This is a genomic window from Halobacteria archaeon AArc-dxtr1 (assembly GCA_025517425.1).
GTDB lineage: Archaea > Halobacteriota > Halobacteria > Halobacteriales > Natrialbaceae > Halostagnicola.
This window is the reverse complement of record JAOPJY010000001.1, coordinates 1,585,367-1,606,538: the sequence shown is the minus strand read 5'-3', so window position 1 is coordinate 1,606,538 and position 21,172 is coordinate 1,585,367. Positions and strand designations below refer to the sequence as shown.

Annotated in this window: 23 protein-coding genes; 14 read left to right on the top strand and 9 right to left on the bottom strand. The window is 64.9% G+C overall.

Annotation, left to right across the window (positions count from 1 at the left end; all coding sequences use genetic code 11):
- Positions 1-6: 6 nt before the first annotated feature.
- On the bottom strand, positions 7-612 hold the full coding sequence (locus OB905_08290) for an AsnC family transcriptional regulator (protein MCU4925982.1): 606 nt from the start codon (positions 610-612) through the stop codon (positions 7-9).
- 177 nt (positions 613-789) lie between these two features.
- Here OB905_08290 and hisG point away from each other — a divergent pair, with 177 nt between their 5' ends.
- Both hisG and OB905_08280 read left to right on the top strand, forming a co-directional pair.
- A complete protein-coding gene (gene hisG / locus OB905_08285) occupies positions 790-1,644 on the top strand; it encodes an ATP phosphoribosyltransferase (protein MCU4925981.1) in 855 nt (284 codons plus the stop codon).
- 53 nt (positions 1,645-1,697) lie between these two features.
- Positions 1,698-2,663 (top strand): zinc-binding dehydrogenase, encoded by a 966-nt coding sequence (locus OB905_08280; protein MCU4925980.1) that lies wholly within the window; start codon positions 1,698-1,700, stop codon positions 2,661-2,663.
- Positions 2,664-2,705: 42 nt separating this feature from the next.
- On the opposite strand, the gene OB905_08275 is transcribed toward OB905_08280, so the two are convergent.
- The gene (locus OB905_08275) at positions 2,706-3,266 is read right to left on the bottom strand and encodes a TATA-box-binding protein (GenBank protein MCU4925979.1); all 561 of its coding nucleotides are present in this window, start codon (positions 3,264-3,266) and stop codon (positions 2,706-2,708) included.
- A gap of 188 nt (positions 3,267-3,454) precedes the next feature.
- Between OB905_08275 and OB905_08270 the strand changes: the two genes are divergently transcribed.
- Complete coding sequence (locus OB905_08270) at positions 3,455-4,513, top strand: methyltransferase domain-containing protein (GenBank protein ID MCU4925978.1); 1,059 nt, start codon at positions 3,455-3,457, stop codon at positions 4,511-4,513.
- An 18-nt stretch (positions 4,514-4,531) separates the two neighbouring features.
- Here OB905_08270 and OB905_08265 read toward each other — a convergent pair whose 3' ends face one another.
- Entirely contained in the window at positions 4,532-4,903 is a 372-nt protein-coding gene (locus tag OB905_08265; GenBank protein MCU4925977.1) for a hypothetical protein, read from the bottom strand.
- Positions 4,904-5,079: 176 nt separating this feature from the next.
- Here OB905_08265 and OB905_08260 point away from each other — a divergent pair, with 176 nt between their 5' ends.
- From OB905_08260 to OB905_08245, 4 genes are all read left to right on the top strand, one after another.
- Positions 5,080-5,718, top strand: a complete 639-nt coding sequence (locus OB905_08260; GenBank protein ID MCU4925976.1) for a GTP-binding protein — start codon at positions 5,080-5,082, stop codon at positions 5,716-5,718.
- 6 nt (positions 5,719-5,724) lie between these two features.
- Complete coding sequence (locus OB905_08255; GenBank protein ID MCU4925975.1) at positions 5,725-6,123, top strand: DUF2073 domain-containing protein; 399 nt, start codon at positions 5,725-5,727, stop codon at positions 6,121-6,123.
- On the top strand, positions 6,123-6,953 hold the full coding sequence (locus OB905_08250) for a Zn-ribbon containing protein (GenBank protein ID MCU4925974.1): 831 nt from the start codon (positions 6,123-6,125) through the stop codon (positions 6,951-6,953). The genes OB905_08255 and OB905_08250 overlap by 1 nt, the downstream gene beginning before the upstream one ends.
- A 212-nt stretch (positions 6,954-7,165) precedes the next feature.
- Entirely contained in the window at positions 7,166-7,951 is a 786-nt protein-coding gene (locus OB905_08245; GenBank protein MCU4925973.1) for a hypothetical protein, read from the top strand.
- 24 nt (positions 7,952-7,975) lie between these two features.
- On the opposite strand, the gene OB905_08240 is transcribed toward OB905_08245, so the two are convergent.
- The 3 genes from OB905_08240 to OB905_08230 all read right to left on the bottom strand — a co-directional run bounded on the left by OB905_08240 (position 7,976) and on the right by OB905_08230 (position 11,591).
- Positions 7,976-8,554, bottom strand: a complete 579-nt coding sequence (locus OB905_08240; GenBank protein MCU4925972.1) for a hypothetical protein — start codon at positions 8,552-8,554, stop codon at positions 7,976-7,978.
- A gap of 134 nt (positions 8,555-8,688) precedes the next feature.
- Positions 8,689-10,293: an iron ABC transporter permease gene (locus OB905_08235; protein ID MCU4925971.1), complete on the bottom strand. Its 1,605-nt coding sequence runs from the start codon at positions 10,291-10,293 to the stop codon at positions 8,689-8,691.
- A gap of 131 nt (positions 10,294-10,424) precedes the next feature.
- Entirely contained in the window at positions 10,425-11,591 is a 1,167-nt protein-coding gene (locus OB905_08230) for an extracellular solute-binding protein (GenBank protein ID MCU4925970.1), read from the bottom strand.
- Between the two features lie 299 nt (positions 11,592-11,890).
- Between OB905_08230 and OB905_08225 the strand changes: the two genes are divergently transcribed.
- From OB905_08225 to OB905_08215, 3 genes are all read left to right on the top strand, one after another.
- Positions 11,891-12,571 carry a class I SAM-dependent methyltransferase gene (locus OB905_08225; protein ID MCU4925969.1) on the top strand — a complete coding sequence of 227 codons (681 nt, stop codon included), beginning with the start codon at positions 11,891-11,893 and terminating at the stop codon, positions 12,569-12,571.
- A gap of 89 nt (positions 12,572-12,660) precedes the next feature.
- Entirely contained in the window at positions 12,661-12,867 is a 207-nt protein-coding gene (locus OB905_08220) for a hypothetical protein (GenBank protein MCU4925968.1), read from the top strand.
- 132 nt (positions 12,868-12,999) lie between these two features.
- The gene (locus OB905_08215; protein ID MCU4925967.1) at positions 13,000-13,416 is read left to right on the top strand and encodes a CBS domain-containing protein; all 417 of its coding nucleotides are present in this window, start codon (positions 13,000-13,002) and stop codon (positions 13,414-13,416) included.
- Positions 13,417-13,479: 63 nt separating this feature from the next.
- On the opposite strand, the gene OB905_08210 is transcribed toward OB905_08215, so the two are convergent.
- Positions 13,480-14,055 (bottom strand): DUF1684 domain-containing protein, encoded by a 576-nt coding sequence (locus OB905_08210; protein ID MCU4925966.1) that lies wholly within the window; start codon positions 14,053-14,055, stop codon positions 13,480-13,482.
- Between the two features lie 131 nt (positions 14,056-14,186).
- On the opposite strand from OB905_08210, the gene OB905_08205 reads away from it, so the two are divergent.
- Both OB905_08205 and OB905_08200 read left to right on the top strand, forming a co-directional pair.
- Entirely contained in the window at positions 14,187-15,143 is a 957-nt protein-coding gene (locus OB905_08205) for a sugar phosphate isomerase/epimerase (protein MCU4925965.1), read from the top strand.
- Between the two features lie 115 nt (positions 15,144-15,258).
- Positions 15,259-17,730, top strand: a complete 2,472-nt coding sequence (locus tag OB905_08200; protein ID MCU4925964.1) for an ATP-dependent DNA helicase — start codon at positions 15,259-15,261, stop codon at positions 17,728-17,730.
- Positions 17,731-17,735: 5 nt separating this feature from the next.
- Here OB905_08200 and OB905_08195 read toward each other — a convergent pair whose 3' ends face one another.
- On the bottom strand, positions 17,736-18,047 hold the full coding sequence (locus tag OB905_08195; protein MCU4925963.1) for a hypothetical protein: 312 nt from the start codon (positions 18,045-18,047) through the stop codon (positions 17,736-17,738).
- Positions 18,048-18,226: 179 nt separating this feature from the next.
- The gene (locus OB905_08190) at positions 18,227-19,312 is read right to left on the bottom strand and encodes a thiamine ABC transporter substrate-binding protein (protein MCU4925962.1); all 1,086 of its coding nucleotides are present in this window, start codon (positions 19,310-19,312) and stop codon (positions 18,227-18,229) included.
- Positions 19,313-19,499: 187 nt separating this feature from the next.
- Here OB905_08190 and OB905_08185 point away from each other — a divergent pair, with 187 nt between their 5' ends.
- The gene (locus tag OB905_08185; GenBank protein MCU4925961.1) at positions 19,500-20,603 is read left to right on the top strand and encodes an AI-2E family transporter; all 1,104 of its coding nucleotides are present in this window, start codon (positions 19,500-19,502) and stop codon (positions 20,601-20,603) included.
- A gap of 52 nt (positions 20,604-20,655) precedes the next feature.
- Positions 20,656-21,168 (top strand): DUF5518 domain-containing protein, encoded by a 513-nt coding sequence (locus OB905_08180; protein ID MCU4925960.1) that lies wholly within the window; start codon positions 20,656-20,658, stop codon positions 21,166-21,168.
- Positions 21,169-21,172 lie beyond the last annotated feature (4 nt).

The following is a 21,172-nucleotide window of genomic DNA, read 5'->3' as shown; positions in this document are numbered from 1 at the left end:
CCTCACTCAGGCGTCCGATTCGAATCGATCGTACCGCTCCTCGAAGCGACCCGCACAGGACGGGCAGCAGAAGTGGTAGATCTCGCCATCGATCCGGGTCGATTCGCCCTCGCTGTCGACCGTGTTCCCACACTCTGTGCAGGTGAGTGCGAACGCGGCGCCGTCGAGCGAGGGGGTCCACGCCGCGTCGTCGACCAGCGTCACCGCGTACTCCGCGCCGTCGGGGAGCAGCCCGTCGAGCCAGCGCCGGACGCTCCCGACCTGGACACGGGCGTAAAACCAGAGCTCTCCGTCGGCGGTCACGAAGACGTGCTCGACGGCGTCGGCGGCCGCGACGGTCTCCCTGCACCTCTCGACCCCCGATAGTCTCTCGTCGTCCACCTCCGTCGGAGGCGTCGCCCGGACGAACACCGGCACACCGGCCCGGAGCTGTGACTGGTCGACGTCGACGGTGAACCGCTCGATCACGCCAGCCTCCTGGAGGCGCGTCACGCGGTCTGAGACGGCCGGTCCCGAGAGTCCCACTCTCTCGGCGATCTCGCTGAACGGCCGTCGGGCGTTCTCTTGGAGCATCGCCAGAATTTCGGCGTCGGTTTCGTCTAAGTCGCGCATACGCACCGTACGGCCTCGATCGAGAAGACTCTCACGAACTGGATTTGGAATTCAATCCTACAGGCTCGCTTCACCTTCGAAAACAAACTCGACCTTCGTCACCCCCTCCGAGACCCACCATACGGCAGCCAATCCGGATGAAAAGACAGTTGCCTGCCGGTCCCGAATGGGGAGCAAATGCGAATCGCCGTTCCCAACAAGGGCCGCCTGCACGAGCCGACGATCGACCTCCTAGAGCGGGCGGGGCTACACATCGAGAACGGTGCCGACCGCAAACTCTACGCGGAGACGGTCGATCCCGACGTAACCGTGCTGTTCGCCCGCGCGGCCGACATCCCCGAGTACGTTTCCGACGGCGCCGCCGACATCGGAATCACTGGTCTAGATCAGGTCCGCGAGGCCGAAACCGAACCCGTCGAGGAGCTACTCGACCTCCAGTTCGGTCGCTGCCGGCTCGTTCTCGCCGCACCCGAAGACAGCGAGATCGAGGCGGCCGCCGACCTCGCCGGCAAGACCGTCGCGACGGAGTTCCCGAACGTCACTCGCGACTTCTTCGACGAGCGCGGGATCGAGCCCGACATCGTCGAGGTCACGGGCGCCACCGAGTTGACTCCCCACGTCGAGATGGCCGACGCCATCGTCGACATCACCTCGACGGGGACGACCCTGAAGATGAACCGCTTGGCGATCGTCGAGGAAGTCCTCCAGAGTTCGGTCCACCTCGTCGCCCGCGCCGACGTTGCCGACGAGCCGAAAGTACAGGAGATTCGGACCGCGCTTTCTTCGGTCCTCGCGGCCGACGGCAAGCGCTACCTGATGATGAACGTCCCCGAGGACCGCCTCGAGGCCGTCCGTGACGTCATCCCCGGCCTCGGCGGCCCGACGATCATGGACATCGCCAACGGCGGGGGACAGAAAGTCGCCGTCCACGCCGTCGTCGACGAACGCGACGTCTTCGAGACGATCACGGCGGTCAAGAACGCGGGCGCCAGCGATATTTTGGTCACCGAGATCGAGCGTCTCGTGGAGTGAGGCGACGGCGGTCAGGCAGCCTTTTGCCGCCCTACGCCCTCGGTCCGACCCACATGCGAGCCGTACGCTTGCGCGAACACGGCGGACCCGAGGTACTGCAGGTCGAGGACGTCAACCGCCCCGAACCCGACGCGGACGAACTCCTTGTCGAGGTGGCCGCTGCGGGCGTTAACCCCGTCGACACCTACTTCTGTGATGGCTCCTACGAGCCCGTGGCGCTCCCCTTTACGCCCGGCGTCGATTTCGCAGGCACCGTCACAGCTGTCGGCACGGCCGTCTCCGAGTTCGCGGTCGGCGACCGCGTCTACGGCACCGGGATCGGCAACGGTACTCACCAGGGAGCGTACGCGGAGTACGCGACGGTTCCAACCGATCGCGTCGTCCACCTCCCCGACGGCGTCGATGCGGCCGATGCCGGTGCTGCGGGCGTCGTCGGCGTCACGGCCTGGCGGGCGCTGGTCGATCTGGCCGACCTCGATCCCGCCGAGTACTGTCTCGTCCACGGCGGCTCCGGCGGCGTCGGCCACGTCGCCGTCCAGCTCGCCGCTGCAGTTGGCGCCCGTCCGATCGCCACCGCAGCACCCGAGTATCACGACGTTCTCCGCGAACTCGGCGCAGAGACCGTCCTGGACTACAGCCGTGACGACCTCGTCCAACCGGTGCTCGAGGCCTCCGACGGCGGTGTCGACGTCGTCCTCGACCACCGGTTGGACGAGTATCTCCAGTTCGACGCCGACGTGGCCGCGACGGGCTGTCGGGTCGTCGGAATCGGCGAGAACAGTCCGGATCCGGCCTTTTCGAACGACGGCGTCGCGAGGTCCAACGACGTCAGCTACCACTTCATGAGCATGTTCAACACGCCGGACTTGCGGGTGCCGCTGCGTGGAATCGCACACTTGCTCGAGACGGGCGCCATCGAGATACGGACCGCGCGCAGCGACGATCTCGACGCGGCCGACGCAGCCCAAAGTGCGGTCCTCAGTGAGAGTCTCTTCGGAAAAGTCGTCCTCGAGCCGTAAGCGACGCTCGCCGCCGACCGAACTCCCCCGCTGTCGCGTCGATTACTCGAGCAAGCCGAGGTCTTCGAGTCGGGAGACGATTTTGTCGACGGCGTGCTCGGCATCCACCGGCTTCTTGCCGCCGGTGATGACGAGCTTGCCCGAGCCGAACAGCAGGGCGACGACCTCGGGCTCGTCGAGGCGGTAGACGAGACCCGGGAACTGCTCGGGCTCGTACTCGATGTTCTCTAAGCCGAGGCCGATTGCGATCGCGTTCAGGTTAAGATTGCGTCCGAGGTCGGCCGAGGTGACGATGTTCTGGACGACGATCTCTGGATCCTCGTTGACCTGTATCTGGAGTTCACGGAGCTTGTCGAAGACGATACGCAGGCTCTCGTGGACGTCGTCGGTACTCTTTGCGCCGGTACAGACGATCTTCCCCGAGCGGAAGATCAGTGCCGCAGACTTCGGTGTCTGGGTGCGGTAGACGAGACCGGGGAACTGCTCGGGGTCGTAGTCGGCCCCTTCTAGGTCCATTGCAACGCTCTGGAGATCGAGTTCCTGTCCGATGCCGGTCGACGCCACCACGTTTTCGATGTTGATGGTGTCCTTCGGGTCCGTCATAAGTCGCTTAAAAAGACGTATTTAAGGTTTATAAAGGTTGGTGCCGCCACCTGATTTGTCCGGTTGTTTGACTGTCAGCCCGCTCGGTCGGTCGGTTCCGTCCCGCCGCCAGCCTCGTCTATCCTCCCTGCCAGCGCCATGGCGGCGAAAACGGTACCCTCTTGGCCGTTCCCGGGTGAATCTTGCGCGTGTATCTCCTCGAACTCGGCGGCGAGGACGACGCGTTCGCGGCCTACGAGGCCGAAAGCGCCGCGACCGGCGTCCGGCGGATTGCGCCGGGTCTCGCCGTCGCGCGCGGGATCGTCCCTGACCGCGTCCGTGGCTTGGCCTACGTTCACCGCGCGAGCGAGTTGCTCGGACGCACCGACGCCAGCGTCTCCGGCGCTCGCGCGCTGCTCGCTGCGGCCACCCTCGATCGACAGGGTACCGTCGCCGTTCGCGCGGTCGACGTCCGCGGGTCGACGGGGGTCGACACCCAGCATGCCGAGCGCGCGCTGGGTCAGGTGCTCGTCGAGCGCGGCTTCACGGTCGACCTCGACGATCCAGACCACGTCCTCCGGGCGGCGTTTTCGGCCGGAACGGATAGCGAGGAGGGGTCGGCCGCGTCCGCTGTTTCGGACGACGGCTCCGCCTCGGTCTGTGCGCTCGGTTGGCTCGCCGCTGAGAGCGTTCGCGACTTCGGCGAGCGTGCGCCGACTGACAAACCCTTCTTCCAGCCCGGCAGCATGGATCCCCTGCTCGCGCGCGCCGTGGCCAACGTCGCCGGCGCCCGGTCCGGCCGAACCGTCCTCGACCCGATGTGTGGAACTGGCGGCGTGCTCGTCGAGGTCGGCCTCGTCGGGGCGGACGTCCTCGGCACCGACGCACAGGCGAAGATGGTCGACGGGGCCCGGAAAAACCTCTCGCACTTTCTGGACGACGACACACCGTCACCGTCGGGCGTCTCTCGGGGCTCGTGGGGGATCGCCCGCGGCGACGCGACCGCCCTTCCGCTTGCCGACGACGCGGTCGACGCAGTCGTCTTCGACGCACCCTACGGCCGGCAGTCGAAGATCGAAACCCACCGACTCTCCGACCTGGTTGGTGGTGCACTGAGCGAAGCTCGGCGCGTCGCCTCGCGGGCGGTCATCGTCGCCGACCGTCACTGGGATGAACCAGCCCGCGAGGCGGGCTGGGAGATCGACGCCGCATTCGAGCGCCGCGTCCATCGGTCGCTGACGCGGTACGTGCTAGTTCTCACGGAGTAGGGCGGCTCTTGCAACGCTTCAGGAGCGAAGCTGCGGGAGCCAGCTATCCGTCGTCGCCACCGCCAGCCCGGCGACGAACGCCCCGCCCCAACACGCAAGCGCGAGGCCGAGTTCGGTGCCGTCCTGGGAGATGTCGAACGCGCCCCAGAGGACGAACGCCACCAGCCAGTTCGTGATCGCAAACCGCCAGACGTGGCCGTAGGTCAGCCGCGACTCCGAGGCTGCGAGGAAGCCGACCGGAATCCCCGGCAGCAGGGCGAGGAGGCTGAGCTGCCACGGCAGGAAGACCGCGTCGACGAAGATGCCAAGCAGCGCGCTCGTGGGAAGCGCCAGCAGGATGGCACAGCCGACGACGATACCGACCTGTTCGAGGCGATCGGGAAGTGACACTGGCTGAACGCGCTCTCTCGGGCAAAAAGAGCGTGCCGATTTCGTGCCCGTGTGAAATGCTCTCGAGTACGTGACCGTCACACCGAGGGGACTCACAACTCGTCTGACGTAGGCTTAAGTGGATCCAGTTCGGTTGTACGCGCAGACGCACCCCGTGGTGCCGGAGGCCCCCAAGGATGGGATTGTTAACAGGACTCAAAGATAGCATCTCTCGTGTGACCGACGGCCTGTTCTCCGAACAGGAACCGAAACGGATCGGAATCTACGGCCCGCCGAACGCCGGCAAAACGACCCTCGCAAATCGTATCGCCCGCGACTGGACCGGCGACGCGATCGGTACCGAGAGCCACATCGCTCACGAAACGCGCCGCGCCCGCCGCAAGGAGGACGTCGAGATCGAACGCAACGGCAAGTCGGTGACGATCGACATCGTCGACACGCCCGGTGTGACGACGAAAGTCGACTACGAGGAGTTCACCGACGAGATGGACGAAGACGACGCGATCCGACGCTCGCGCGAGGCGACCGAGGGGGTCGCCGAGGCGATGCACTGGCTGCGCGAGGACGTCGACGGCGTCATCTACGTCTTAGACAGCGCCGAGGATCCGATCACGCAGGTCAACACGATGCTGATCGGGATCATCGAATCCCGGGAGCTTCCCGTGCTCATCTTCGCGAACAAGATCGACCTCCCCGAGTCGAGCGTCAAGCGGATCGAGGACGCCTTCCCACAGCACAAGACGATTCCGCTCTCGGCCAAAGAGGGAGAGAACATGGACGAAGTCTACGAGAATATCGCGGAGTACTTCGGGTGAGCTGAGATGCCGAAAGCTACGAACGCCGACGACGAGGCCGGAGACGGCGTCCAGATCGACCTGATAAGCGGCGAACGCATGGACGGGCTGACGAGCATGGAGAAGATCCGGATGATCTTAGACGGTGTTCGCGAGGGCAACATCGTCATCTTAGAACAGGGACTGACACCTGACGAGGAGAGCAAGCTGATCGAGGTGACGATGACCGAGATCAGCCCGGACGAGTTCAACGGGATCGAGATCGAGACCTATCCACGCTCCAGCGCGTCGGGATCGTCGTTTTTCGGCCGTCTCATCGGAACCGACGAGTCGACGAACAAGCTGACGGTGATCGGCCCGGCGAACCAGATCGAGACCCTGCATAAGGACGAAACGCTCATCAGCGCCCTCGTCTCCCGGAACTGATGCCACACCAGTGTACCAACTGCGGACGGACGTTTCCCGACGGCTCGAAGGAGATGCTCTCGGGCTGTCCCGACTGTGGCGGAAACCGGTTTCAGTTCGCCCCGGCGACCGACGAGGGTGACGGAGCCGGAACCAGCGGCGAGACCGAAGCGACGAGTGATGCCGGCACAACCGGCGACGCTGTGGCCGACAGTGCGCCGGCGACGAACGCCGACGCGCCGACGTCTACCGGAGGGCAAACCGACCGCTCTCCGTCGGATGGATCGCCTGCAGACGTCTTCGACGAGTGGCCCGAAACCGCCCGCCGGCCGGCCCATCGGTCTCCACCTGACGAGTCTGGCGCGTCCGCAGACGGTGCACGCTCTGCCGACGGCGAATCCGCTCCGAGCGAGCCGTCGACGACGGACGACTCCGGAATGAACGGGTTCACCGAACCGGCGACGGAGAAGTTCGCCGATGCTCCCTCTTCGGCGTCGACCCAGGACGCACCCTCCTCAGAAGACACCGCGCAGGCGAGTGCCCGATCGGACGTCGTCTCGAACGAGGAGCTGCCGCCGGTAGAGGCGGCATCTGACTCCCCACCCACTTCGGGACCCGACGCTCCCGATGACGGGCGCGTGGTCAGCGAGCCCGAAGACGACCAGCCCTCTCTGGACGACCTCCGCGAGGAGTTAAACCAACAGTTCGAGAGCATCAAGATCGTCAACCCGGGCCAGTACGAGCTCAATCTGATGGAGCTGTACAACCGCGACGAGTACATCATCTCCCTGCAAGAAGACGGTCGGTACGTCATCGACGTGCCAGAGTCCTGGCACGCGACCGACGAGTGATTCCCGACCGCTATCGTAACACCTGCAACTGTTTGCATATCGATCACCTAGCTGCCGTCGCTGTCGCGGTGGATCCGTCTGGGGAAAGATGGATTTAAGCGACGCCGCCGACTCTGGCCGTGTATGAGCACCGCAACCAAGATCGTCCTCACGACGGTTCTCGCATCGGCGCTGCTGTCGGTCCTGCTCGTCTTCCAGACCGTCGCAGCCTGATGTTCGACGCTCGCACCCTCGCGGAGCCGGTCGCGGCTATCCGCGACGAACACGCCCCTGAGGCACTCGTCTTCGACTGCGACCGGGACTTCGAGACGCTCCCGCCAGCACAGGCCGAGGAGCTCGGACTGGTCGTCGACGCCCTCGATCCGGCCACCTACCCTGCCGACTGGCTCCCCGAGGACGCCCCGCAGTTACTCTCGCGATACGCTGGGAGTGACTTCACGATCGGGATGCCCGGCGACGGCAGTATCGTCTGGACTCGCCAGACCGATCCGCCGGTGGTTCTCGTCAAACCGCGGATCTCCGGCTCACCCGACTCGTTCGTCTCCTTTCTGCTCGCCGAGGCCTTCGTCGAACTCGGGCAGGAGCTCCCCGAGCATTTCCTGCCTTTCTTCGCCAACCGGTATCCGGCGCTCTCGGCCGGCACGCCACTCGGCCCGAACGCGACCTACCAGGTCGCAGCCGCTCTCTTCGACGGCTGGAAGGGGCTACACACGCGACCGATCTTCGCTGATTGGCACGACGCCCACCCCGAACTCGCCGCGGCCTGGCAGGACGCCGGCACCCGCGTCGAGGGCCGGGTCTCGGGGCTTCCGCGTGCGGTCGCCCGCGGCGACACCGAGTTCGCGGATGCGACCGAACTCGCCTGCGCCGCAATCAAGCACGCGATCGAGCTTCCGGCGCCGTTTGCGGCCCTCGATACGTCGGCCTACCGCGACCACGGCAGCGAGTACGCCGTCCGCTGGGTCGAGAAGACGTTCGACGCCCTAGCCGAAGAGTGAGCGCGCGGTCTGACGCAGCCTCCCCTAGAACTCCGCGCTGACGCTTCCGTCCGCGCCAAGGTCGATGACCCCGTCGAACAGCTCGCGGAATCGGTCGACGACGTCGTCGTCGTGGACTTCTTCCGAGAGATGAAAGAGGCCGATGGCGTCGTACGTCTCGAGTAACTCGAGGATTCGCGAGACGGACTCGATCGCGGTCTCGTCGTCGGCGTAGTAGGCCAGTTCAGTTACCGAATCGAAGCTGATCCGTCGCTTACCGTCGTGGACATCGAGAAATCCCTCGATGTGCTCTTCGATTCCGGCGACGTCGTCGGGAGCAGCAACGTAGTGGACAGTATCGCTCTTGCGCCGCGAGTAGCCCCGTTCGATCGAGAGCGTGTCGAGAATCTCTGCACGCTCTTCGTCGACGTCGTAGTACTCGAGTTTCTGGCTGACCTCGCGGGCGGTCGTTCGCGTAGAGACGACGAGGAAGTGATCGGTGTCTGTCTTCAAGAAGTCCGTGTCCATCCGGTCGGTCTCGCCCGTGCTCGGGTGGAGTAGAAGGATTCCGGTGCCGCCGGGGACGGTTGCCGGCGTGCCCTCGATCTCGAGTGTGTAGTCCATGCTGGCGTCATCATCTTCCGGGACCGACTTAAGAGTGCGGATGTGGCAGGGGCCACGGTGGCGATATCCTCCTGACTCAGGGACCGCTATCGACTGAGTCCGTGAGTATTGGACGTTCTCTGCGACGACCCGGCTCAGCCGAGTCTGCCGTCCTCCTGGCGCAACAAGATGAGCATCGACAGTCCCGAGATGAGTACGAGCAGCAGCGATGGGAGCGCAGCGTACCGATAGGCAAGCGCGTCGACGGCGTTCCACGTGATGCTGACGAGCGTCTCCATACCGACCGGTCTGAGCATCAGGGTCACGGGAAGCTCTTTCATCGTCGTCAGGAAGACGAGGACGCCGCCCGCGATGATGCCGGGCATGATAAGCGGCAGTGTTATGCGTCGAAACGCTTCGAATCGGTTCGCATTGAGCGTGCGCGCTGCCTCGATCGTCTTTTCGTCGACCTGCAACACTGACGAGCGAACGGTGCCGACCACCTGGGGGAGGAATCGGACGACGTACGCGAACACGAGTAGCCAGATTCCCTGCCGGTACAGCCCTGGAAGGGCTCTGTTGCCCAGGAAAACGAGTGCGAGGCCGATAACGACGCCGGGAACGGCGAACCCGACGTAGGTCGCCCGCTCTAGAATCCGGGAGACGAGGGTGTTCGCCCGCCCGGAGTAGTAGGCGACCGGCAACGCGAAGATGCAGGCGACGAGTGCGGCCAGCAACGCGAGATGGACCGAGTTGTACGCGAACTCCCACTGGAACTCGTAGGCCGGGATTCGGTCCCCTTCACTGCGGAACAGCCAACTCGTGAAGATAGCGACCGGGACGACGAGCGTCAACGTTCCCAGCAGTGAGACGAACCCCATCGCGGGCCACTTCCAGGCGCCCAGGCGGACCGTCGTCCCGCTTGCACCGCTCGTCGCATCCTCGTCGCGGCCGATCCCCGCCTCGATGACGAGCACGATGGCGACGATCGCGATCAACTGCAAGGCGAGCAAGGCGGCGTACTCCCGACCGAACTCGGTCGCCTCCCAGTAGATCCGGCTCGTGAACACGTTCGCGTTCATGAACGCGGGCGTCCCGAAGTCGGAGATGGCGTACAGTCCGGCGAGCAACGCTCCGGCGGCGATCCCTGGCCGTATCTGGGGGAACGTTACGCGCCGGAACGCTTCGAGCGGGCCCGCTTTGAGCGTTCGGGCGGCGTCGACGAGTGAGCTATCCATCGAGAGCAACGCAGCCCGGGTCGTCAGGAACACGTACGGATACGTATAGAGCGTGATGATGAACACCGCGCCGGAGAGTCCGTCGACGCGTGGGATCGTCGTCCCCAGTACCGAGTCGATCTCGCCGCCCGAACCGAACATCCCGACGAACGCGATTGCCCCGATATAGCTCGGAATCACGAGCGGGAGGGCGGCTACGACGGTCCAAAAGCGGGGGTAGGGAAGATCGGTTCGGGTTGTCAGGACGGCCAGCGGGACGCCGAGTCCGATCGAGAACAGCGTCACGAGCCCCATCAGCGTGATGCTGTTTACCGTGATCCAGGCCGTTCGCGAGGAGACGATAAGGTCGTAGGCACGTGCAGGCTCTACTTCCGATGCCCGCAGGAACAGCCACAGCATCGGCGTAACGACGAGCACGGCGACGATTGCGCTTGCCGTCCCCAGGGCGACTCGCGACCGATCCATCTCTGAGAGTCGGTCGCGAACCGTGCTGGGATCGAACGCGGTCGAGAGTGATTTCATACTGGGCAGCGGACCTGGTCGACGGAACCGAAGGGTCAGTTCTGCGCTTGGAGTTAGGTTGCCCTAAATCCTCCGAACCGAGCGAGCCGCGAAAAGTGCCAAGAGAGAACGATTGTCCGTACGTCTGCCAGTTAGACGCCGAGTCCCTCCTCATCGATGAGGTCACCGGCTTCCTGGAGGTCCATGTCGAAGTCACTCAGGTCGAACTCCGGGGGATTGATCTCGTCTAGATCAGGCAGCGGTCCGACGTATTCGATGCCCTCGACGACGGGGTACTCGCCGTTGTCGTCCATCATGAGCTCCTGGCCCTCCGCAGCTAGGAGGTGACGGACGAACTCCGCGACGAGTTCGGCGTCGCGCACTTGGTCTAAGACGCCGACGCCAGCAACGCTGAACAGACAGCCCACGTCGTTTTCGGTGTACGTCGTTCGGATCGGCGCACTCGAATCCTCGTTTAGGATGCGGGCGGCGTAGTAGCTGTTTCCGAGCCCGACGATTGGATCGTCGTCACCGCCTCGGTTGATATCGTTGGCCTGATTGGACCCACCTTCGAAGATCTGGGCGTCCTGCTCGTCGGCCATCGCACTGACCCAGTCGCGGGTCTCCTCCTCGCCTTCGAGTTCGACCATCGCCTGGATGAATCCGCGGAAAGTTCCGGAGTTGGGGCGAGTCGAGATAATTCCTGCCAGGCGCTCGTCGGTCGCGTACTCCATGATATCCGTCGGCAGCTCGTCCCAGTCGTCGAACTCCGTCTCGTCGAGTCGGTCACTGTTGTACTGGATCGACCGCGTCCGTCCCGTCACGCCGGTCCAGTAGCTCTCGTTGTGCTGGTAGCTGCCCGGAACCGCATCGATGACGTCAGAGGGGAGTTCCTGCAGCACGTCGTTGTTATAAAGCTCGTTCAGCGCACCCGGGTCCTGGGAGTACATCAGGTCTGCGGGATGGGTATCCTCCTCTAAGATCTGGTTGACCTGCACCTCGTTGTCGTCGTAATCGACGCTCACGGAGAGGTCGTCGTACTCGTCCTCTAAGGCCTCGAACACCGCAGAAATCTGGTCCGGCGTTCGACCGGAGTAGATCGTGATCTCGCCCTCGAGGTCGCCCAGGTCGTCCCAGGAGACAGCGGTCGAGTCGACACCCGTCTCCATCGGCTCGACGTCCACGACCGGGGTGTCGTCGAACTCGTCGCCGAGACAGCCTGCCAGTCCCGCGAGGCCTGCCACGGAGGCCCCGGTGGCGGCGAGGAATGGTCGGCGTCCAATCGTTGTGTGCGTCTGATTGCTGTCGCGCTGTCGCATATCTAGTTTTAGGCTGGCCTAAAACATATGAAGATTCCGATCTGTGGCATGAAAACGGTAGAACGAGGGATGCAGCCGCAGCTGCGTAGTCGGCCACCCTGATGCCCACATTTTGGCTGGCCTAAACCCTCTACGAACATCTATTTAGGCTGGCCTAAAGAACCTGTCGGTGTCCGGAGACTGCGGGTTCTCCGCGGATTCCCTCTGCTCGGACGAGGGGCGCGAACCGCGCGACGCTGTCGGGCGCGTCCACGGGCTGAGCCGAACCCGTTTTCACGGGCCGGATCCATCGCTCGCCTATGAGCGTACGCGAGGAGTTCGACGCTTGGGCGGCCGAGGGCCGCGATCGAGGGATGGAGCAACGCCACTGGCACACGGCTAAACACGCGCTCGCGCGGATGCCGGTCGAATCTGGCGACATCGTCCTCGACCTGGGCTGTGGCAGCGGCTACGCCGGACGCGCGCTCCGGGAGGCCGCCGACGCCGGCCGTGTCTACGGACTCGACGGCTCCCCAGAGATGACCCGGAACGCGGCCGACTACACCGACGACGACGAGGTCGGCTACGTCGTCGGCGACTTCGGCTCGCTTCCCTTCGCCACCGACTCCATCGACCAGATCTGGTCGATGGAGGCCTTCTACTACGCGGCTGACCCCCACGAGACCCTCGCCGAGATCGCCCGCGTCTTGCGCCCCGGCGGCACCTTCTACTGTGCGGTCAACTACTACGAAGAGAACGTCCACTCCCACGGCTGGCAGGAGTTCATCACCATCGAGATGACCCGCTGGGACCGCGGGCAGTACCGCGAGGCCTTCCGCGAGGCCGGCCTCCACGTCGCCGAGCAAGACGCGATTCCGGACCGCGAAACCGAGATTCCGCCCGCCGAGGCGTTCCCGACCGACGACTGGGAGAGTCGCGAGGCGATGGTCGAGCGCTACCGCGAGTTGGGCACGCTACTGACCGTCGGCGTCGCGCCGTAGCTCTGGGAGTTCGACGCCGCTCTTTTGGCCCAGTTCTTCGGTTCCCCTCGAGGAGAAAGCCTATATTCGTCCGGTCGGCAAGCGCGGTCGTGACCCGAGAACCTACCGTCGCCGATGCGACCGACTACGCTCGAAGGCGGCGGCGCCGCAAGCGCTGTCCGGACTGCGACGCCGTCGCCTCCGTTCGCGGCCTCGCTGGCGAGTACTACTGGACCTGTCTCGACTGCGACGCGGTCGGTATTGGCTACGAGACCCGCGGCGCCGCGCTTGAAGGGCTGGCGAGCCGCCATAGCTGAGCCAAGCCCAACTGCTCACCGTCGCTCCCGCTTCTCATTGCCACCCCCGCTTCTCGCCGTCGGCTCGCCGGACTGTCTTTCGGTCCGACGGCTGCATATCTTTAGGTCATCCTCTGTGGTAGCGTCGCAGGCATGGCACTTACCGACCTCGCGACGGCTGATGTCGTCACCGCCAGCACAGACTCCGACGTTCACGACCTCCTCGAGATGATGGACGATCACAGCGTCGGGAGCGTCGTCATCACTGAGGGCGACGAACCGACCGGGATCGTCACCGATCGGATGATCGCGATGGCGATGCGCGACGCCGACTCGATCGACGACCTCAGCGCCGAGGATCTCATGACTGACGATCTCGTCACGATCGAGGCCGACGAAACTCACTTCGAGGCGTTCCAGACGATGAGTGACGAGGGAATCCGGCGGGTACCGATCGTCGAGGGCGGTCAGCTAACGGGTATCGTGACGCTCGACGACCTCCTGATGGTCGTCGCCGCGGAGCTTTCGAACGCTTCGGACGTCATCGAACAGCAAACTGGAACGCACTAACGCCGACTCACCCCTCTCGCTGCGCCCGAGCAGAGAGCGTCGCTGATCCGGCAGCGCCTCCCTCTACTCGTGGCGTTCGCCGGCTGGAATCGCCACCTCGAGCCAGTTCTCCTCGGGCGGTAGCGGACAGTCGAACGTCTCGCTGTACGCACAGAACGGAGTGTAGGCGAGGTTGAAATCGAGGGTCAGTTCGTCGCCCTCGTCGAGCACGCGGTCGCTTTGCAACTCCATGTACCGTCCGCCTTCGTAGCTCTGCTGGCCCGTCGTCTTGTCCCGAAACGGCACGAACAGCGGCTCGGTTGCCTCCCGTTCGAGCTGGTAGGCTGCGAGTTCGTAGGTCCCGTCCGTCAGGTCGGGGTCGTCCCGCTCGAGGTCGAACTCGAGCGTCGCCACCCGGAGATACCGCATCTCCCCGTCGGTGGTCGTCTCCATGTAGACGGGCTCGGGCTCGTCGTGGGCCGTGACTGAGGCCTCCACGCGGTAGGCCGGATCGGGGTCGAAGTACGACAGGCCGTCGAAGGCGTCGCGCTCTTCGGACGGGATCGGCGACTGGGGGTGAGTCGCGAAGAACTCGTCTTTCTCCGCGCGCTTTTCGTCGAGTTCTCGGCGCCACGCGTCGATCTCCTCCGAATTGCTCATACCCTGCGTTCGGTGTCGACGTCCCTGTGGGTTGTGGTCCGTACTCGACGATTTGATCGGCACCTTACCACTCCAGAAACCTCCATAATTTATTTGCCACATCGTGACGAAGTGGGATGCTACCACCGATCATGAACTTCGCACTCCTGACCGTTTCCTACAGCGGTCTCTGGCACGACGGCGACGCACTCACCCTCGACGAGCAGATTCGCGCGGCGAGCGATCTCGGCTTCGACGCCGTCTCGATCGAGACGAAACGCCCGGTTGCCTCCCCGCTGGATTTCGACGCGGCGGACCGCCAGCGCATCAAACGCCTCGCCGACGACGAGGGGATTGATCTCTGTGCCCTCGAGAGCGTTTCCGACTTCGCGAGTCCGATCGCAGAGGAGCGTGAGAATAACCTGGCGATGATGCGCGAGATACTTCGCTTCGCCGACGACCTCGGTATCGACCTGGTCAAGGTGTTTGCGGCCTGGCCCGGTGTCGACGACGAGTCCGACGCGACCGGCGTCTACGCCGATTTCGACGTCACGCCCCACTGGGAGCAGCGCTGGCCCGAAGACGCTCGCCGCTGGAATCGGGCCGTCTCGGGTATTCGCGAGGTCGCCGACTGGGCTGCCGACCGGGGCATTACGCTCGCGCTGCAGAATCACGCGCCTGTACTCTCGCCAGGGTACGAGGACGTCGTCGAGATGGTTGCGGACATCGACCGGGAGAACGTCGAGATCTGTCTCGACGCCCCGCTGTTCTTCGAGCGCCAGAGCGACGAGTACGTCCGCGAGGCCGTCCGCGCCTGCGGGGACGATCTCGCTATAACTCACTACGGCGCCTGGAACTTCTCCGAGAAGGACGGCGAAATCGTCCAGGAGGTCTCCCCCCAGTTCGGCGAGCAGATCAACTACGAGGCGTTCGTCGACGAACTCGAGGCCATCGGTTACGACGGCCACCTCGTCTCGGAGTACTGCCTGCCCGCGATGGCGGGACACGAACTGCAGGGGCGGGACGCGATCGACCGCGGCCTCGAGATCTCTCTCGACTATATGCAGGATCTCGTCACCCGATCTGAAGCGCCACTCGAGGCGGAGTGAGACGGACGCTTACACACACCAGTTCGGAGGTGGTGATCACGAGGCGCCAGCCTAGCGAGTCTTTATATCCCATCCCGCGGCCACTCTCCTCCGTCAACGCTATGGCTGAGCGACGATGAGTACGGCGACGATGGCAGCCTCGAACTGGCGCGCGGTGTTCGGCCACACCGAGCCCTACGACCAGCAGGTCGACGGCATCGAGACGACCCTGGACGCGGCTCGCGAGGGCGGCTACGCCGTCGTCGAGGGCGCCTGCGGGACGGGGAAAACGATGATCGCGCTCACTGCTGGGATCGACCTCGTGCGAGATCCCGACACCGACTTCGAGCGCGTACTCGTGCTCACGAGCGTCAAGCAACAGCTTCGCCAGTTCGAAACCGACCTAGAGACGATCAACGCGAACCTGCCCGCCGACTGGGATCCCGTCTCCGGACTCACGCTCGTCGGAAAAGCCGACGTCTGTCCGTACAATCGCGAGGGTCGGGGCGGCATCGACGACGAGACCGTCTACGACCGCTGTGAGACGCTCCGCGATCGCACGCGCGACCTCACCGGCGAGGGCGGCCCGACGACCGCCGAGAACTTAGCCGCCCGCGCCCGCAGCCAGCAGCTCGGCCTCGCCGACAGCGGCGCCGGCCCCTCGACCGGGCGCTATCTCGAGACCGCGGGCGAGGCGACGCCGTACCCCCCGTCGATGCCCGAGTACGACGACGGCGGCCCCGTCGGCAGCGAGGTCGAGTACTGCCCCTTTTACGCCCAGTATCTCGCGGATCTCCCCGACGACGGCGACGGCTCGCGCGCGGAGGCTGTCCCGTTCGATTTCACCGACGTCGGACACCTCTCTCCCGAGGACCTCGTGGCCCGCTCCGTCCGCCACGGCACCTGCCCTCACTCGGTGATGGGCGCCGCGCTCGGCCACGTCGAGGTCGTCCTCGGCAACTACTACCACGCCTTCGATCCGACCACTATCGCCTCGTTTACGGGCGCCCTGCTCGACGAGTCGACGTTCGTCGTCTGCGACGAAGCGCATATGTTAGAACCCCGCGTCCGTGACCTCGTCAGCGACGGCGTCGCCGACACGACGCTTCGGGACGCTGAGACGGAACTCTCCCGCGTCCTCCAGCCGCTTCGCTTCGAGCGCGAGGGCCGCGAGGCGACCGGCGGCTCGAAGACCGCCGACGCCGACCTGGTGCGTGCGGAGCTGGCCGACACCGACGTCTCCGTCGAAGAACTGGAGCGAACCCTGGAATTCGTCCGCGACCTCCGTGACGAACTCGATCGTCGCGTCACCGCCTTCCTCGACCGCGAGCGCCCGGAGTGGCGCTCGAACCCCTCGGCACTCGATGACGGGGAACTTCCTCTCCGTGACCCGACCGAACCGGGCGAAGACGAGCTAACCGCGTGGGCTCGCGAGGCCGGCTACGGCGACGCCGACTGGGTCCGCACAGAGTCCATCGGCGCCGTCGTCGCCCGCATTTTGAACGAAGCCGAGGATGAAGAGCGCACCCGTGCGGCCCCGGCTGTCGGACGCGTTCTCGCGGCCTGGTACCGGCGCGATCACACTGCCTACTTCCGCGAGATCGAACTCGAGCGCACCTGGGACGAGACCGAACCCGCAGACTCCTGGCGCCGGCCCTACACCGCCCGACTCACCGTACACAACTGCGTTCCCAGTGACGCCATCGGCGAGCGCCTCGCAACGTTTGGCGGCGGCATTCTGATGAGCGCGACGCTCGAACCGATCGAGGCGTTTACCGAGGTGACTGGCCTCGAGTACCTCGCTCGCGAGAAGGACCGCCCCGTCCGTACGCGCCGGTACAGCCTCCACTTCCCCACCGAGAACCGCGAGAGCTTCGCGGTCTCCCTCCCGAAATTCACCTACGAGAATCGCGGCCCCCCGTGCAATCAGGCTGCTGGCTCCGAGGACAACCCCACCAGGCGAGACTACGCAGCCGCCATCGCCTCGGTCGCCCGCCTTCCGGGGAACGTACTCGTCGGGATGCCGAGCTACGCCGAAGCCGAGTGGGCGGCCGGCGCCCTCGAGACCCGGATCGAGAAGCCCGTCCTGCTCGATGCCGCAAGCGCCGACGAGGCGACCCAGTCGCTGAAAGCCGAGTTCTTCGACGGCGGCGGCAAAGTTCTGGTGACGAGCCTCCGGGGGACGCTCACCGAGGGCGTCGACTACCGCGGTGACCGGCTCTCGGCCGCCGTCGTCTGTGGCGTCCCGATCGTCAACACCGCGAGCCCGCGGACGAAGGCGGTACGACGGGCCTACGACGACGCGTTCGGCACCACGGGTTCCGGCGGTCCCGGTGGCTCCGGAGCTGCCCCGGGATTCGAGTACGCACTCACCGTCCCGGCGGTCCGCAAGGCCCGCCAGGCGATTGGACGCGTCGTCAGAAGTCCCGAAGACGTCGGCGTCAGGGTCTTGATCGACGAACGCTACGCTCGCGAGAGCTGGGACTCAGTGCGATCGTACCTTCCGGAGTCGGAGTTCCAGCCAGTCAGCCCCGATATGCTCGAGTTGGGTGTAGCGCGGTTCCGTGACCGAATCGAGGAGTCTGCCTCCGGTGCGACGAATTCATAACTCGGTCACTCGGCGTCACTTGACTGGATCGTCACGGTGTTGGAGGTTTCGGCGTACAGCGAGTAGAGCAAGATCGCGAAGCCGAACGCAGTAAACGAACTCTGGATCGCAACCCCGAGCGTGACGTCGTCACCAAGTAAGTGCCCTAGCCCGCCAAGAATCGAGCCGACGATGATACAGCTAAAGCCAAGCGCCACGGCCCGAAGCGCCCGGGCTCCGGTCCGCCTGTACGCACGAAACGCCAGTGCGGCGACCGCCCCGCCAGTAAGGAGCGTCGCGGTGTTTGCGGCTGCGATGATCGCGGTGTACTCGTTCATGCTCGCGGTGGTCGACGACCGGAGGTGCGGGCGCCGATTGCTGACCGGAACCTGGTCGCCTAGGTTACTTTACTTTCCACCCAGTTCTCAATCCGGCAGAACACTAACGAATATGTTCGGCCACTCTTTATTCTCGTTGCCCCTTCGGTAGCATTGACGAGTCCTCACTGTCCACACAGCTATCGGGCAACTGACGCGGTCCAGTCGTCGACCCACTCAGAGAGCGGACCCGACAGCTCATCGTACCGAAGCGAGAGCGAGGCATCCGGTGTGTCGACAACTCCCGAACGGTCGCCGTCGAGATCGACGTGCTCCGCCGCCACCGCCGGCAGCCGAGCGTCTCGAACGGCGATCTCGGCTTGCGTTTCGCCTTGGAGCAGGAAGTCGATAAATTCGTAGGCCAGGCTCGTCCGCGGGCTGTCGGCGAAGATCGCTGCTCCGGTCGTCCGCTCGTACCCCCTCCCATCTGGAAACGAGAGGCGGTAGCGACTCGAATCCAGCCCCGCCGACGTGGCGAGTGCACGCTCGCCCGAGGGCGCGACCATCACCGAGCGAGCGCCCTCCCTGTAGACGTCCCGGTACGGCTCGTGCCAGTCGTCGACGATCCGGACGCCGTTGTCGCGAAGCTCCTGCCAGTACTCGAATGCTTGCTCGTCACCGAACTCGGCGACCGTCCACAGAAGAAACGCCCGTCCGGGACCGGAAAACTGGGCGCTTTGAGTCAGGAGTTCGCGCTCGTAGGCAGGCTCGGTTAGCTCCGCGAGCGTCTCCGGCTCGTCGACGTCCCGTTCGTCGTAGACGAGGGCGAGATATTCAGTCGAGATCGGTACCGCCCGATCGTCGGGATCGTCGAACGCGATTCCGTCACGGATGCGACCGTTCCGATCCAGACGGTCGCGGTCTATCGACTCGAAGAGGCGTGTCTCGTCTGCCAATCGCTCGTCTGTCTCCACCAGATCGTCGACGCCGAGGCCGAGGAACACGTCGGCCCCGGCGTCATCGCCGAACTCACGGCGCTCGTAGTAGTACTCCAGCCCGTCCTCTGGAACGACCCACGTAAGCTCGATATCGTCCTGGCGCTGCTCGAACTCGTCTGCGATCCAGGCGGTTGCAGATTCCTCGTCCCCACCGGCGATCGACGGCAGTGTCGCGACGCGGAGTACGCCCTCGTCCTCGTCTGCTTCGTCGTTGTCTCGGGTGACGCAGCCGGCGAGCGTGGCGGCCGCTGTGCAGCCGCCAGCTCGCAGGAGCTCTCGCCGGTTCATCACGCGTAGTCCACTGCGTGGCGTCTTAAGCCTCGTGACGCCTTCCCGCTCGTGATGTCGTCTCCGTCATGACGTTGTCTCCGTGATACTAGCCGAGACCTGACAGCGTTTGTTGCCACGGCCGATGTCCTTCTGTTACCTGTCCACCCAAACAGCTTTCCGGATTGCGTGAGAGTCAACCGCCGTGATGGACAGCAACCGACTCGTTCTCGCGGCCGTTGTTCTCCTCCTTGCGGCGCTTACGGGCGTCATCCTCCTCGAGGTGCTCGGAACGATTCTGTTTGCCTTGACGGTCGCCTACGTCCTGTTACCCGTCCACAAGTGGCTCGTCAGGCGCGGCCTCTCTGCGTGGACTGCCGCCGTCTCCGCGACCGTTCTCGGCTTTGTCGGGGCGATCGCGGTCTTCTCCCCGATCTTCGTCACGCTCTACCTCCGCCTCGACGAACTCGAGGCGCTCGTCCGCTCGCTTCCCGAGGAGGTGACACTGGCCGCCTTCGGCGAGACAGTCGTCGTCGAGGCCGGCGAAGTGCAGTCGGTCGTACTCGCCTGGCTGAGCGACACTGCCATCGCCTTTGCCGCCGCGTTACCGGTGCTCGCGATCAAATTCGCGCTATTTGTCATCCTCCTGTTTGCGCTCTTGCTCAAGGGAGAAGAAGCCGGCAGGGCGGCGATTGCACCGATCCCACACGAGTATCGCTACATCGCGACCGCGCTGGCTGCTCGCACCCGCAAGACGTTGTATGCGATCTACGTCCTCCAGATTGCGACCTCCGCGGTCACGCTGCTGGTCGGCTATCCGCTGTTCTGGCTCCTCGGCTACGATATGCCCTTCACGCTCGCGATGATCGCGGCGATCCTGCAGTTCGTCCCGATAATCGGCCCCAGCCTGCTCATCGTCCCGATTGCAATCTACCATATCACCGTCGGCGAACTCGTCGCAGCCGCGCTCGTTGGCGTCCTCGGAATCACGCTCGTCGCCTGGATGCCCGACATCGCCGTCAGGCCGCGCCTCGCGCGCTACTCGGCGGACCTCCCCGGCAGCCTCTACTTCGTCGGCTTCACCGGCGGGCTGTTCACGCTGGGTCCGATCGGGATCGTCGTCGGCCCACTGATCGTTGCCGTCTTCGTCGAGGCCGTCGATCTGCTGGCAGACGAGGTCAACGGTGACCACACGTTCGCCGAACTGGCCGAGGTCGACCGTGAGGAAATCGACCCGCCAACCGCGGGCGATACCGGCTCTGAGATCCCGGACGCGTCTGAGCCCGGTCCCGGAACTGCAGCCGACGACTGAGACGGCCTGTGTCTGCCCCGTCTTTTTTCCCGGCTGCGGTCGTCTGTCTCGTATGGCTTCTGGACGCACGCTCGTCCACGCGCTCGTCGGCGCACTCGTCGCACTCATCCTCTCGGGAATCCCGTTCTCCACGTTTCTCGGCGGCGTCGTCGCCGGCTTTCTCGAGGGTCCTGACGCCCGAGACGGGTCGGCCGCCGGTGCGCTGGCCGGTCTGATCGTCTTTCTCCCCTTCGCTGGAATGGCAGCACTCTTGCTCGGCCTGTTTGGGTTCGGCCTCGGACTCGGCGCCGCGCCCGTAGAAGGATTTCTCGTTACGCTGGTTCTGTTTGGCGCCGTTGGGACGGCCGCGCTTGGCTACACCGTGGTGCTCGCGCTGCTCGGCGGCTACTTCGGTGCCTCCCTCGCCCGCGAGTACCCTGAGCGCCACGCGAGCACTCGAGACGCCCTCCGATTCGACCGCCAGGAGCCGGTTCGTACGGCCCCGGATCGAGACGCTGGCCCCGTGAACGGGAACGACACGGATTCCGATCGATTCGATCCGACCGCCGATCGGCCGGACGACTGATCAC